Origin of the sequence: Sediminibacillus sp. JSM 1682029 (genome assembly GCF_041366435.1) — a bacterium.
Classification (GTDB): domain Bacteria; phylum Bacillota; class Bacilli; order Bacillales; family Amphibacillaceae; genus Sediminibacillus; species Sediminibacillus terrae.
In genome coordinates, this window is the sequence record NZ_JBEWYY010000002.1 from 1 (window position 1) to 12,895 (window position 12,895).

The following is a 12,895-nucleotide window of genomic DNA, read 5'->3' on the forward strand; positions in this document are numbered from 1 at the left end:
ATGCATGTACACACAACTCCTATCTGCTTGCTTGTTTCTTAGTCAATTCAAGTGTAGTAGAGATAGGAGCTTGTGTGTATTTTTTATGCGGAATTTTTCTAAAACCCCAACAAATATTGTAGAGCCTAAAAAAACGAACCTTCTGATATAGACCATAAAAAAGGAGCTGGTATTAAATCGACCAACCCCTTCTTCCAGCTATATCATTGTAAAAAATACTTATTCACTTGTTCAGCGGCGTTTTGTGAAAATATTTGTTTGCCGTACTCTTTCAATTTATGGGATGTAACGATGCTTGGTGAAGAGAACTCGGACATAATGGCAATCACATGCTCCCGGTTTTGGCCGTCGACTTCCTCATCGGCAACTTGCATGTAATAAAAACCATCCATATGATAAACCGTTCCCCCGTTGATGCCCAAATCCGCAAAATGTGCACAAACCTGGATGATATTTTCAAAATCAGTAAATGCAAAAATCAGTTCCCGGCTTTCATCCAAGGTAACCTTCATTTCTACATACTCTTCATCCTCTTCTTCATCATCTATCCAATGGTTATTCTGGGTCACGATGACCAGCATCCCTTGTGCCTGCATAAGATGGACCTGGACAAGCAGCATTCCTTCCAACTCAATTCCCAGCTCGTCGCTGGCTTCATACATCATATCGTGAAACAGTTGATGGACTCTCGGCAGATCATGCCACAGGTCTTCTTTTGTCAAACCTCTTTCAATCAAGTCATCGAAAGTTAAAAAGATCTTGAATTGGTTGGTCGATAGTCGTTCTAAACGCATTCACTCATCCCCCCTTGAATGCCTCATCTAATTCTATATTATATGAGGAAATCGGATTATTGGTACCTAGACAGTAACACAGATTCAGCCAGCAGAAAACAGTTTAAGCTCTTTTAAGTGTCACGATATGGCATTCGGAAGTTGTTCCTAGCCTGAATGGCAAACTGGTGTACCCATAACCTTCACTGATCAGCACCGGTGTTTCGTGGATAGTTTTAATCCCTCCGCGTGTGTAAAGCCCGAGTCCGAAAATGCGAATTTGACCTCCATGGGTATGCCCGCTAAAGACGAAATCGACATCATCGGCAATGCCCGCTCCCATTTCTTCAAACGCACTCGGGCGATGTGTGAAGAGCAGCACCGGCATGTCTTCATCAGGCGTATCCAAGAGTTCCACAATAGGCGAGCTATTGTCCGGATCATCGAAGCCGAGAAGCCACAGCCTCTGGCCGTCAGGCAGTATCACTTTTCTTGATTCATTTTTCAAGCAGGTCACCCCTGCTGTTACCAATAGCTCTTCCAGCTTCTGACGGTCCAATTCATAATCATTGTTACCCCAGACAAAATATATCGGTGCTTCGAGTCTTTGGAGCCGGTAAAGGTTTTCTTTGATTCTACTCAAAGGCACCTTGCGTTCTGCCAGATCTCCACCGATGACCACCAGATCGACATGTTCTTCAACCGACGATAGAGTCTCTATTTGTATGGTTCGACGGTGAATGTCGGAAATGAAAAATACCCGGATGGATTCTACATTCTCCCCTGATGATGGAATGGGTATTTGATGGCGCCGCAGATGATCACGGTGTGCCAGGTAAACCATCCTGCCGGATAAAAACAAACCACTAATGAAAACTATTCCAAATATAATAAGACCCAATCAGTTTCTCCTTTTTTCCTGTTTCACTATGGACAGTTTCAACATAGATCATACTTCTTTAATATCCAATACACGGAAACCTGACTTTTCCAGCTTGGTTGAAAGTTTGTCGATATTGTCGTTTTTTTCTACTTTCAAGACGATTCTTCTAGCCAATTTATCCGTCTCATCAAACGTAGTTACCGAAATGACATTGGCATGATTTTGTTTGATGATATCCGCGAGACGGGATAAACGGCCAGTGGATTCTTCCGATGTGAAAGCAATTCTCACGCCCGGTTTTTTCATGCCAAAAGCACTCTCGAATTGTTCAATCATATCGAACCGGGTGACGATACCGAGAAATTGTTTTTCCGGACCGACTACCGCCAAAATTGGATATCCTTTAAAGGTGGTTAACGTATTTTCGAAAACTGCTTGCTCATCGATATATAAATCACCGTGTGAAGCAATATCTCCCACAAGCGTGGCGCTCAGAAATTCATCCCGGGTCTGGCCGCTTTGGAAATAAGCCTTGTATATGTCCTGCTTCGAAATCATTCCTTTAAAGATATTGTCTTCTACGACCGGCATTGCCTCAATATCCCTTGTTTCCAACTGATTTATGGTAGCCTTTAGTGTATCCTTTTCTTTTGCGATGATACATTGATGGCTTGGTTTTAGAATACTTTTCACAAACAACAGAATCAGCCTCCTTTTGAAGATATTATATATTTATTTCTACATTCGCTATTCCATTCCCTGCATAAATATTTCTTAACATGAATCAAGTAGAATGAGACGAACTGTTCCATTCATACACTGTATCATTACTTTCGTGCATTAGAAAGGAGTAAGTCATGTTCACCCAACGGAAATTTTATACACCTTATGTGAGCCCCACCGATCCATGTCCGCCTATCCGAATAAAAAGTTATGAGACACCCCCACAGTTATACCTCGGTTTTCAGCCCCCTTGTCTCCCGCAGTATGCTACCGCTAAAGAAGCATTGTACCGAGGCACATTATGGCCGGCTTTATACAGCCCTTACGAATCGCCATATAAAAGGGGGGATACAGGTGAATGAACCGCTGACCAGCGCTTATTATGACCTTTTGGAAGAAATTCAAGCGGTAGATTTTGTGTTATGCGAATTGACTTTGTATCTGGACACCCATCCCTGGGACGAGGAAGCTGTCCGGCAATTCAACCATCATGCCAAACAAAGCCGGCAGTTGAAAAAACAATATGAAAATCAATACGGACCACTCTTTCAATACGGCATGAGTTACTCAGCCTACCCTTGGAATTGGAAAGATGCCCCTTGGCCTTGGCAAGTGTGAAGCAAAGGGCAGAGCGGAAGACAAAATGCCCTTCTTTTTCCTCTGATCAGTCACTATCTGTACAACTAAGAAAGGAAGATGGTCATGTGGTATTATGAAAAAAAACTTCAGTACCCTGTCCGGGTCAGGGAGTGCAATCCTCGCTTGGCAAAGTTCCTGATCGAACAGTATGGGGGAGCGGATGGAGAACTGGCAGCAGCACTGCGCTATTTGAACCAGCGCTATTCCATTCCCGACAAAGTAATCGGATTGCTCACCGATATCGGGACCGAAGAATTCGCTCATTTGGAAATGATTGCAACCATGGTGTATAAATTGACAAAAGATGCTACACCAGAACAAATGAAAGAAGCCGGCTTAGGAGCCCACTACGTCAACCACGACAATGCCCTGTTTTATGAAAATGCATCGGGCACCCCCTGGACTGCATCCTACATACAAGCCAAAGGCGATCCGATCGCCGATATTTATGAGGATATTGCCGCAGAAGAAAAGGCTAGAGCGACCTATCAATGGATCATCAATATGTCTGACGACCCGGAATTGAATGATGGATTGAAATACCTGCGGGAGAGGGAAGTCGTCCATTCCCAGCGGTTCCGTGAAGCTGCTGAAATATTAAAAGAAGAAAGAGGGAAGAAAGTTTACTTCTGATTCTATTCCCTCTCCAATTCCACACTGATAAAAATTGAAGAGCCAGGCACCTGCCCGGCTCTTCATCAATTTCCGTTCGTTTTTATATTTACCTGCTCCCAGCCTGGCAAAATGTTATCAAGACCCTGTCCGCCGTCTAAATGGAACAATTGGTCGCCTCCCCAAAGTTGCAAGGACACTATCACAGCGATAATGAGGATAAAAAGAATAACAAGCAACCGGATCAACGACAGACTTACCTTCCACTTCACTTTTGTTTTTTTGTTTTGATGGACTTCCTTGCGGGGTGGTAAATTCAATACATTGACTTCTTCCTGTTCTAGATTGTCGGTTGTGCTCATTTCCTTATCTTTGTCCAACTCATTTACCATGTTCCGAAGCTGCCTGGCTTGATCCTTGTTGATCTCCTCTGTCATCCTTCATACCCCCTTTCCTGATGCTGGCTCTCCCAATCAACATTCCCAGTATAAAGTCCACAACAAAATGAGCGGTAATTGTGGCCAATAGATTGCCGGTTACTTCGTATAACCAGCCAAAGTAAAAGCTGATCATCACGATGGACAACAGCAATACAGGCTTCGTTAAATACCGGACATGAACAAGTGCAAAAATGATACTGGCGGTCCAATAACCCAATTCTGTCTGCAGAACGCCACGGAAGAGAACTTCCTCGGATACGGCAACAACCAGAGCAATCACAAACAATTCACTTACACTTCTGTTGGCGAACAGCTTCTCATTTAGTCCGCCATCATCAAACGCCTGCTCCGGCAGCAACCTCATTAACATAAAATCTATCAACACGATAATCAGACCAGGAACCAAACCATAAAAAACGATGTCCCCGACATTCCACTCCGCTAATTCAAGCCACTGGTGAGGAGAAGGAAATAGCCATAAGCTCAACCCGATAGCAAGTAGTAAAAAAAGCATCTGTGAAAGGTATAATTGTTTCTTCAATTGGCTGCTGGAAAGCTGTTGCACAGCTTCAGCCTGACTTAATCTCTTCATCACTATCCCCTTGAAGCATTATCTGTTTTAATGCCTGTTTCCAATTATATGATTCGGATTTTCTTGTAGCTTTTGTGACAGGCGCCCATTCAGAAAACTTGAAACCGCATCTATCACAGCAATGATAGGATGGCTCCTTGGTTGTGTCCTGGAACGGAGCAAACAATGCCTTCCTTCTGCATTCAGTTTGTACAGCCCACCATAGCAATTCATTGACTTTGGCAAGCTTGTATTTTGTCCTTTCTGCAGCAACTCGGCTGATTTTTTCCTGTATGGTTTCCCAATCAAAAGAAGAAACTATCCGATCATTGTCCATCATACCATGATTTTCAAAATGATAGCGCAGGAACCGCCATTTTGTTTCACTAATCTGCAAACTTTCCAGAAGCATGTCTTGTTCTGGTAAACGAAAAACCCCTTGCTGGACCCTTGATTTCATATAACGGATGACCCGGGCGATTTCTTCCCTGTCGGGTAACTCTGATTGGATCAGCTTTCTTGGAAGCAAATCATCATTCGGTGACAACAAGACAAGGCTGACACTCGACAAACCGTCCCTTCCCGCTCTGCCCACCTCCTGGATGAACGACTCGATTTGCGGTGGCAAGTGAAAATGGATCACCAACCTGATATTTTGTTTGTCGATTCCCATGCCAAAAGCACTCGTACAACATATTACGTCGAGTTGATCATTCATAAATTGCTGCTGAATCAGTATACGGTCAGACTGTTCCATTCCGCCATGGTAAAAAGCCACATTCATGTCCGGCAATGCAGCAGACAGCTCGGCAGCAGCCTTTTCCGTCCAGTTTCGGCTCGAAAAGTAAATCATTGTTGGTACTGGATGCGCTTTTAAGACGTTTGAAATCCGCTTGATTTTTTCTGAAGGGGTTTCCAGTTCATCGACTTGAAATGTAATGTTTTCCCTGTCCATCGGATAAATATGTCTGGCCATAGCCGGCTTGCGTAGCTGAAAAGAAATATCCTTCTGTACTTCCGGCGTCGCTGTAGCGCTCAACGCGAGGACAGGAGGGTGTTGCAATGTTTCTATTATATGATGCAATTTTAAATAGTCCGGACGGAATTCATGCCCCCATTGAGATATGCAATGTGCTTCGTCCACCACAAACAAGGATATCCGCAATTCGGACAGCTTTTTGACAAACCCTTTCCTTTGCAGCATTTCCGGCGAGGCATAAATCAGTTTATAAGCTGCTAAATTGCGAAAAGCATCCTGTTTTTTTTGCACACTCAAAAAACTGTTGAATGCAATGACATCTTTATATCCGGAAGCAGCCAATTGCTTTTCTTGATCCATCATCAAAGAGATCAAGGGAGAAATAACAAGTACCGCTCCAGACATAAGCCTGGCAGGAAGCTGATAACAGACCGATTTTCCAGAACCAGTCGGCAAAATGCCAAGCACATCCTTTCCCTGCAAAACGTCTTCGATTATTTCCCGCTGCCCTTCCCGGAAAGATTGATGGCCGAAATACTTTTCCAACGCTTTATTCAAATTATCCGTCATTGTTCCACCCCTTTTCGCCAGCCTGCCCGGTAGACTGCCATTACCAAACGTATCTGCAAGTAACTGTATCGGTCATCCAACGCCTGCTTGATCTGCTTTAGCTTCCTCGATTTCAGTCGCTCGATTTGTTCACCTATTTCCCTGACTGCATCAGGCGATACATAGTTATTTAACGGGAAATCCGGCTGAGCATACGCTATTTCAATCAGGTGATCGTGTACTGTACTTTCTTTCAGCCTTCTTATCTTGCATATTTCTTCGACATTTCTTCCCTGTTTGAGCAGGTCGTCCGTTTTTCTTGCCGAATCCGTCAGAAACACTTTTTTTACCAAGCCGCTCGAAAAGGTGGCGAGAGTTGGAGTGGGAGTGCTATCATAAATGATATAATTTAGCATCCGGTGTAAAATCAACTGATATAATACGGTAAAATCATACTTATCCATATCATAGAATGCCGCTAATTGGACCTTGCTCATTCCGAAATGGGAGTACCCGCTTAATCTTTTCACAAAAATATCAGCGTGCTGTTCAGGCAGCCTTTTCAAGAAAGGTAGCATTTCACCATACAACTGATCCAGCAACTCTTGAAGACGGTGTCGTGCTGCAGCGTAATATTTTTTCATCCAAAGCAATACTTCCTGATTATCGCTGACAGGAATGAAGCGATGATTGCCGCGTTTAATGTTTGCCGCAGTTTGAATAAACAAGGAGAGCCTTTCATAGAAAAGGTCTGCGGCCCTGTCATAAACTAGACCATTATAATGAAGCAAAAACCCGTGATTTTCATTATTTTTAAGAAAAGACATCCCCTTTTCTGTCACAAACGCTTTATCGCCTCTATAAGCCAAGTAATGCTTGCTCACCAGGTTTTCGACTTTTTGATCAAACGCATGCTTGTCCATTCCTTTTGCAATACCGAAGTAGCCGGTCAGGTGATATATGTGGGCGTCCTGCAGTGTTTGCGAAGATCGCTTTCCGACCAGCAAGTGATAAACCGCTGCACTAGTGCGCTCCTGTTTTAACTTTGATAGACTGTCTAGTATGATAATCGTAATCATGGCGATATTCCCTTCCCTTTACTTTGACTTACCATTTGCAGAGAATTGGAAACCGTTTTACAATAGAGAATAGTGATTTTGTGGGTTTGCAAAGTGCAAAGCCTAAGGAGGACACTATCATGGCGAAGTTTACAATAGTCGACCCGGAAACCTGCATCGCTTGTGGCGCTTGCGGAGCGGCAGCCCCTGATATATTTTACTATGATGAGGAAGGAATCGCTTTTTCCCGCCTGGATAACAATCGGGGTAGCACGCCTGTTTCCGCACAACTTGAAGATGACCTGGAAGATGCATTCGAAGGGTGTCCTACTGAATCTATCAAGATAGCAGAACAGCCATTCGACGGAAATCCGGATAAATTTCAATAACATCCCCAAAAAGAGATGCCTTCATGGCCATCTCTTTTGTTTTTCCATTTTCACTTCAAAGTTGACTATTCACTGGTCACCAACTCGTTTACTTGGCCGAACTTGGCCAACGCTGCCTCTTTATCTGTCGAACTATACCACCGTTGTTTGTCTGGATCCACAATACGGTAGTGTTGGCTGATAACATTCTGTTGAAGGACATAGCCGTTGCGCTCTGAGAGATTGTTCCACCAAACCTTGTCCTCTGTAAGTATGCCGTGCGGCTCTTCTATGGAGGTGTGGGCGATTGTTTCGATTACTTCCAGAACATCCCCGCCAAGCATGTTGCGAATAACTTCACTGTTACGAAACAGGGCACAAATTGCTGTGGTTGTAGTCCAGTTGGCAACCGTCCTCCCCTTTTCGATTTGCACAAGGGTTTTCTTGGAGATTCCCAAAATCGCAGCCATTTTATCTTGGGTATAATTTCTTTCCACTCTAATTAACTTGATCTTACTGGAAATTTGGTTACTGAGTATTGTTTTGTTCATTTCTTTTTACCGTCCTGTTGCTGATTTTTTCATATGTAAGGATTTTATACGTTTCTTTTACATTCTAACATGTTCTCTGCTTTCTTTCCTTATTAAAAATTGATATAATATGTTACCGAAAGTGGATTACATATTTGTTTTTAACGAATAAAGCTGGCAGGCGAAGGCTCTAACCACTCTTGCCAAGCAAATAAGGAGGCAATATCGATGGCAGATAATAAAGTGATTGATGTATTTGTCGAAATTCCGACCGGTAATCAGAACAAATACGAATACGATAAGGAAAAAGGGGTATTCAAGCTGGACAGAGTGCTTTTTTCTCCTCAATTTTATCCTGCTGAATACGGTTATATTGATGAAACATTAGCATTAGACGGTGATCCACTGGACGCACTGGTGCTCGTGACCAACCCGACGTTCCCTGGTTGTGTCATCGAATCCCGCGTGATAGGCTTTTTAAATATGATTGACAGCGGTGAAGAAGATCAGAAACTGCTGGCGGTGCCTGTTGAAGATCCTCGTTTTAAAGATGTGTACAGCCTGGAAGATGTTCCGTCCCACAAACTGGACGAAATTTCCCACTTCTTTAAAACCTACAAGGATCTGCAAAACAAAAAGACTGAAATCGGTGAATGGGAAGGCGTAGAGGCCGCCAATAAACTTATTGACGATTGTCTTGCAAGGTATAAAGACCAAAAGTAAACATGAAACAAAGAAGCTGTCCATCGGCATAATTGACCGAAGGGCAGCTTCTTTTAAATAACATTCGAGAAATATCATTTTAATGCATCGTCCATATAAGATATAAACTGAGACATAGTTTGAATGCGTCTTCCTTACTTCCTACTTTTGTTGAGGTGGAGTTCCACGCTGCGAAAATACCCTGCGCTTTCCGCGGGCGGCTGGTAGCTTCCTCGAGCTGACGCTCTGCGGGATCTCACCGAGGCCTTTCCTCCCGCGGGAGTCTCCGGGTATTTTCTTCGCTAGGAACAGCTTTCTGTTTAAAACACGTAAACCAGACTATTTTATTCATGGTACCTACATACACTGTTTCATCAAAAGACACAGCTGGGAAAACAAGCAGAAAGTCCAAGAACAGGTGAAAAGACGGAACTCCAACTGTCTATATATGAAAAGAAGTACACATTCCTGATAAAGGTTCTCAAAGAAAAAGTCTCTAGGCGATAGCCGGCATGCTTCTTAGCGCAGGTAGCATACGCAGACTCCTGCGGGAACAGCACGAGCTGAAGATCCACTTGGTAAAGCGGTTTTCTTTACCAAGTTGGCTTAAGCCGTGCCCGCGGAAAGCGTAGTATGCTACCGAAGCGGGGCTTAACACTCGCTTTTTGTAAAGGCAACGGAACTTTAACTTGCCATTACAGTTACTGCACAGTGTTGAATAAAGACAATAGAGTAAGGGCTGTAACAGTAACCTGATCATTTTAGGAATGATGTGAATACATCGAACTAGATGATTAAGGTAGAAGCAGTAACTGGTTATTGCCCATTGATCCCGTCGGGAACTTCTATCGGCTCTTCCAGATTGTCATAAGGGCCTATTCTGTTTTCAGCCATATTGAACTCAATTTTAGTGTAGCCGAAACTCTTCGCAGTCATCATCATTGCTTCCAGCATATCCAGCGTCTTTTGATCATTTGCCACAGGGCCCGAAAGATCCACCGAAACATGCTTATCGTATTTTTGCACCCGAAACGCAACATCTGCAGGTATAGAAGCTTTCAAATCATAATCAGGTTCTTCTTTTCGCATTTCATAGAACGCCGCTTCAATGTCATGATCAATCGCCACTGGAACAGCCGCTAAGAAGGCAGGAGTGTCTTCTTGCTGTTGATACACCTTATAAACATAGTTGCCCGGCTCTTTTAATGGAACACTTTCGATAACTTCCCCTTTTGTCGCAACTGGAATACCTTGCTTTCCATTTTCCTGGAGTTTGACCTGATTGATATTTAACGGCAAGAATAATCTGGATAATACTGTTCCCACGTTCCCGGTAAACGCTTTGTCTTCAAACGCATATTCAGCAGGAAAATGGACAATCGCCGTCCCGTTGCTTTTGTCAACCTCAAAGGTAACGCCCTGCAAAAGGTTCGCCGGTAGTCCGGCAACTTCAGAGTCAAGCAAATCATCCAAGCGATTTAATGTGCTTTCGATACTTTCGCTAGTATTTTCCGTTTGGTAAGCCAGCGGAACTAAATAGCCGGTTCCTTCAATAGGTACGGAGACATCTAATACAGTGGACTTTTCATTACCGGTATAAACGGCTTTGCTGACTGGTTCTTCTGCTATAGTCAACTTCGCTTCCTCATCTGCAGACTCGGATTGATCAGCAGGAAGACTGGAACCGGATTGCGATTTCTCTTCCATCACTTTCGATTGATCATTGTTAACAGACGATTCATCAGAGTACGTATCGGCACTGTCTTCCTGAGAAGAAAAATGATCCATACGCAAGGCGCTTTGGCTTATTACAGCAATCAATACAAGGACAGCCAAGGTAGCTAAGGAGGGAATCAACCATGACTTCCAGGATCTTTTGTTTTTTCTGTCTGTTTCTTCTTGTAAGCCTTCCACAACCTTTTGATACAATTGATCTTCCGGCCGCTTATCATTGATAGCAGGCAATTTTCTTAAGTTTTCTTCTACACGTTGATTATTCCATCCTCTTTTCACTGGATATTTCCCTCCTCTCCATATTCCTGCTGCAGAAGCTGCCTCAACGCCTTGATGGCCCGATGTTGCGTCGTCTTCACTTTGCTGATACTCCAACCAAGCGTTTCTGCTGTTTCCTTTAAAGAAAATGACTGTATATATCGTAAAATAATGACACTTTTTTGATCCAAACTGCATTTATCGAGACAGTGGTAAATTTGTCTCACTTCTTCATTTTGCTCGGCAATTTCTTCAGGAAGTATCGATTGGTCTTCCAATTGCTCTCCCCGCTCCCCCCAGTCAAAAAAATCCAGAATCCGCTTCCGTTTATTCGACTGTTTTCGGAAGTAGTCGATTGCCACGTGCCTGGCTATGGAAAAAAGCCATGTTTTTTCGCTGCTTTCACCCTTGAAAGTGTGATAAGATTTCAATACTTTAATATACACTTCCTGAACGAGGTCTTCTGCCTGTTCTTTATCCTTTGTCATATATATTAAAAATTGGTATAAATCCTGGTGATATTTTTTATACAAATCCTGAAAAACGGCTTTCATGCCAGATCCCCCGTTCACTATATTGTCGGAGTGCGAAGCAAAAAGGTTACAATGAATGAACTTTTTTGTCAATCGCTTCTATTATAACGTTATTCATTGCTTTCTTTTAGAGGTAAGCCCAAAAAAATACCAGCTATTTACTAGCTGGTATTTTTCCATATTCTGAATTACGTAGATATCGTCTGAAAACCCTGGAGAACACCGGGAACAGAATTGCCATAAATATCCCGTTTCCTACTGCATGATACGTATCGAACGGTAAACCTAAAAGGTAATAAGAAAGAAAGTTTCCCGCCACTGAGAAGGTTGCCAGGGAAACAATCAATCCGTAAAGGTAACCACAAATGACGGCAAAAACAACCATCACCGGCAGGGGGACGGCTCTCCAGTACTTCCCGATCAGTCCGCTCATCAATCCGATTAATGCCCAGCCAACTATCTGCCAAACAGTCCAAAGCCCCATACCGAGAAACAAATTGGAAAGATAAGTTGTCAGTCCAGCAAGCAAAATCCCGGATACAGGTCCTAAAAAGAATCCGCAAATAATAATCAGAACAGTAACCGGCTGCACATTGGGAAGAAACTGAAAGGTGTACCTTCCCACGACTGCAAGTGCTGCGAGAACTGCAATCAAAGTAAGCTTATACGTATTCACTCAGATCATTCCATGGCGTGCAAATCGAACGTGACTTCATCTTCCGGGCTTAATTCGTACTCGTTAGCCCCGACTTCAGCCATTTCTCCATTGACGGTGTACATCCAGTATTTCCCTTTCTCTTCGTTTTGGCTCACACCCTCAATCGAAGTTATAAAGCCATCCGCTTCCTCTACTTCGAAGTTTTCTTTCATCACATCAAGCAAAATGGCTCCTTCTTCGATTTCCACTTCTTTTTCAGCGATGACGTTGTCTCCTTCATCCTCTGAAATGGTGACCATCACCGTCTCTTGGCTTTCAGAATCGCCGGATTGTTCCGTTTTCGCCGTATCATTGTTTGACGTATCCTGCTCCTGATCAGCACAGCCGGTCACGATACCAGCGGCAAACAACAAACTGAATAACGAAAATAAAAACTTCTTCATTTACTCCAACCTCCCAATGATAATTTTCAGGGACAGGCAAGTGCTAGTTATGTATACTAATAAAAGCTTATCTTCTGAGAAGATAAGCTAAAGAGACAAACCAGCTTACATGGATGGCAAACCACTCACCGGCAGCCTCAAACACTCAATCCCCGAAGGTTTGAAACAGGCAACGGCGGCAGGTCTACTGGCTCGTGCATCTTCCTACTTTGGAACCTTCCCATGATAAAAACTCACAGTGGTTCATCCATTTCGTACGCACTTACAGTTGCGAGGACAGCTCTGGTGTTTCACCAGATTCCCTTTTCAGCCCGCCAGACGGGAAAACCCGCCTGGAAAGCACCGCAGTATTCTATTTAATTTCCAGCAATAATTCTATCACAGTTACCTATAATTAGGAAGCTGCAATGTTACATAAGGAACAAGATTATTCCTCAAGTTC

The 12,895-nt window shown here is 43.3% G+C and carries 17 protein-coding genes and 1 riboswitch; of the genes, 5 read left to right on the forward strand and 12 right to left on the reverse strand.

Annotation, left to right across the window (positions count from 1 at the left end; genetic code table 11):
- Positions 1-203: 203 nt before the first annotated feature.
- The 3 genes from ABVF09_RS03820 to ABVF09_RS03830 form a co-directional block, all read right to left on the reverse strand.
- Positions 204-794 carry a genetic competence negative regulator gene (locus tag ABVF09_RS03820; protein ID WP_026570100.1) on the reverse strand — a complete coding sequence of 197 codons (591 nt, stop codon included), beginning with the start codon at positions 792-794 and terminating at the stop codon, positions 204-206.
- A gap of 103 nt (positions 795-897) precedes the next feature.
- Positions 898-1,674 carry a metallophosphoesterase gene (locus ABVF09_RS03825; protein WP_371068665.1) on the reverse strand — a complete coding sequence of 259 codons (777 nt, stop codon included), beginning with the start codon at positions 1,672-1,674 and terminating at the stop codon, positions 898-900.
- A gap of 48 nt (positions 1,675-1,722) precedes the next feature.
- Positions 1,723-2,349 (reverse strand): CBS domain-containing protein, encoded by a 627-nt coding sequence (locus ABVF09_RS03830; protein ID WP_235162465.1) that lies wholly within the window; start codon positions 2,347-2,349, stop codon positions 1,723-1,725.
- Between the two features lie 164 nt (positions 2,350-2,513).
- On the opposite strand from ABVF09_RS03830, the gene ABVF09_RS03835 reads away from it, so the two are divergent.
- From ABVF09_RS03835 to ABVF09_RS03845, 3 genes are all read left to right on the forward strand, one after another.
- Positions 2,514-2,741 (forward strand): spore coat associated protein CotJA, encoded by a 228-nt coding sequence (locus ABVF09_RS03835; protein ID WP_081704506.1) that lies wholly within the window; start codon positions 2,514-2,516, stop codon positions 2,739-2,741.
- Positions 2,734-2,997: a spore coat protein CotJB gene (locus tag ABVF09_RS03840; protein WP_026570097.1), complete on the forward strand. Its 264-nt coding sequence runs from the start codon at positions 2,734-2,736 to the stop codon at positions 2,995-2,997. Before ABVF09_RS03835 ends, ABVF09_RS03840 begins: the two co-directional genes overlap by 8 nt.
- Before the next feature lie 84 nt (positions 2,998-3,081).
- Positions 3,082-3,651 (forward strand): manganese catalase family protein, encoded by a 570-nt coding sequence (locus ABVF09_RS03845; protein WP_026570096.1) that lies wholly within the window; start codon positions 3,082-3,084, stop codon positions 3,649-3,651.
- A gap of 65 nt (positions 3,652-3,716) precedes the next feature.
- On the opposite strand, the gene ABVF09_RS03850 is transcribed toward ABVF09_RS03845, so the two are convergent.
- From ABVF09_RS03850 to ABVF09_RS03865, 4 genes are read right to left on the reverse strand one after another with little or no spacing between them, the layout of a single operon-like run.
- A complete protein-coding gene (locus ABVF09_RS03850; RefSeq protein WP_152525509.1) occupies positions 3,717-4,067 on the reverse strand; it encodes a hypothetical protein in 351 nt (116 codons plus the stop codon).
- Positions 4,012-4,662 carry a CPBP family intramembrane glutamic endopeptidase gene (locus ABVF09_RS03855; protein WP_153462758.1) on the reverse strand — a complete coding sequence of 217 codons (651 nt, stop codon included), beginning with the start codon at positions 4,660-4,662 and terminating at the stop codon, positions 4,012-4,014. The genes ABVF09_RS03850 and ABVF09_RS03855 overlap by 56 nt, the downstream gene beginning before the upstream one ends.
- Positions 4,640-6,190, reverse strand: a complete 1,551-nt coding sequence (locus ABVF09_RS03860) for a RecQ family ATP-dependent DNA helicase (RefSeq protein ID WP_371068666.1) — start codon at positions 6,188-6,190, stop codon at positions 4,640-4,642. The genes ABVF09_RS03855 and ABVF09_RS03860 overlap by 23 nt, the downstream gene beginning before the upstream one ends.
- Positions 6,187-7,248, reverse strand: coding sequence for a YpbB family protein (locus tag ABVF09_RS03865; protein WP_371068667.1), 1,062 nt, complete (start codon positions 7,246-7,248; stop codon positions 6,187-6,189). The genes ABVF09_RS03860 and ABVF09_RS03865 overlap by 4 nt, the downstream gene beginning before the upstream one ends.
- A 119-nt stretch (positions 7,249-7,367) precedes the next feature.
- Between ABVF09_RS03865 and ABVF09_RS03870 the strand changes: the two genes are divergently transcribed.
- A complete protein-coding gene (locus ABVF09_RS03870; RefSeq protein ID WP_026570092.1) occupies positions 7,368-7,616 on the forward strand; it encodes a ferredoxin in 249 nt (82 codons plus the stop codon).
- 65 nt (positions 7,617-7,681) lie between these two features.
- On the opposite strand, the gene ABVF09_RS03875 is transcribed toward ABVF09_RS03870, so the two are convergent.
- Positions 7,682-8,146: a helix-turn-helix transcriptional regulator gene (locus ABVF09_RS03875; protein WP_026570091.1), complete on the reverse strand. Its 465-nt coding sequence runs from the start codon at positions 8,144-8,146 to the stop codon at positions 7,682-7,684.
- 207 nt (positions 8,147-8,353) lie between these two features.
- On the opposite strand from ABVF09_RS03875, the gene ABVF09_RS03880 reads away from it, so the two are divergent.
- Positions 8,354-8,848: an inorganic diphosphatase gene (locus ABVF09_RS03880; protein WP_026570090.1), complete on the forward strand. Its 495-nt coding sequence runs from the start codon at positions 8,354-8,356 to the stop codon at positions 8,846-8,848.
- A 795-nt stretch (positions 8,849-9,643) separates the two neighbouring features.
- Here ABVF09_RS03880 and ABVF09_RS03885 read toward each other — a convergent pair.
- The 4 genes from ABVF09_RS03885 to ABVF09_RS03900 form a co-directional block, all read right to left on the reverse strand.
- The gene (locus tag ABVF09_RS03885) at positions 9,644-10,840 is read right to left on the reverse strand and encodes a hypothetical protein (protein ID WP_026771235.1); all 1,197 of its coding nucleotides are present in this window, start codon (positions 10,838-10,840) and stop codon (positions 9,644-9,646) included.
- Complete coding sequence (gene sigX, locus ABVF09_RS03890; RefSeq protein WP_026570088.1) at positions 10,837-11,373, reverse strand: RNA polymerase sigma factor SigX; 537 nt, start codon at positions 11,371-11,373, stop codon at positions 10,837-10,839. The genes ABVF09_RS03885 and sigX overlap by 4 nt, the downstream gene beginning before the upstream one ends.
- A gap of 133 nt (positions 11,374-11,506) precedes the next feature.
- Positions 11,507-12,028, reverse strand: a complete 522-nt coding sequence (locus ABVF09_RS03895; protein ID WP_026570087.1) for an ECF transporter S component — start codon at positions 12,026-12,028, stop codon at positions 11,507-11,509.
- A 5-nt stretch (positions 12,029-12,033) separates the two neighbouring features.
- Entirely contained in the window at positions 12,034-12,453 is a 420-nt protein-coding gene (locus tag ABVF09_RS03900) for a DUF4430 domain-containing protein (RefSeq protein WP_026771234.1), read from the reverse strand.
- A gap of 160 nt (positions 12,454-12,613) precedes the next feature.
- Positions 12,614-12,815: riboswitch (cobalamin riboswitch) on the reverse strand.
- Between the last annotated feature and the right edge of the window lie 80 nt (positions 12,816-12,895).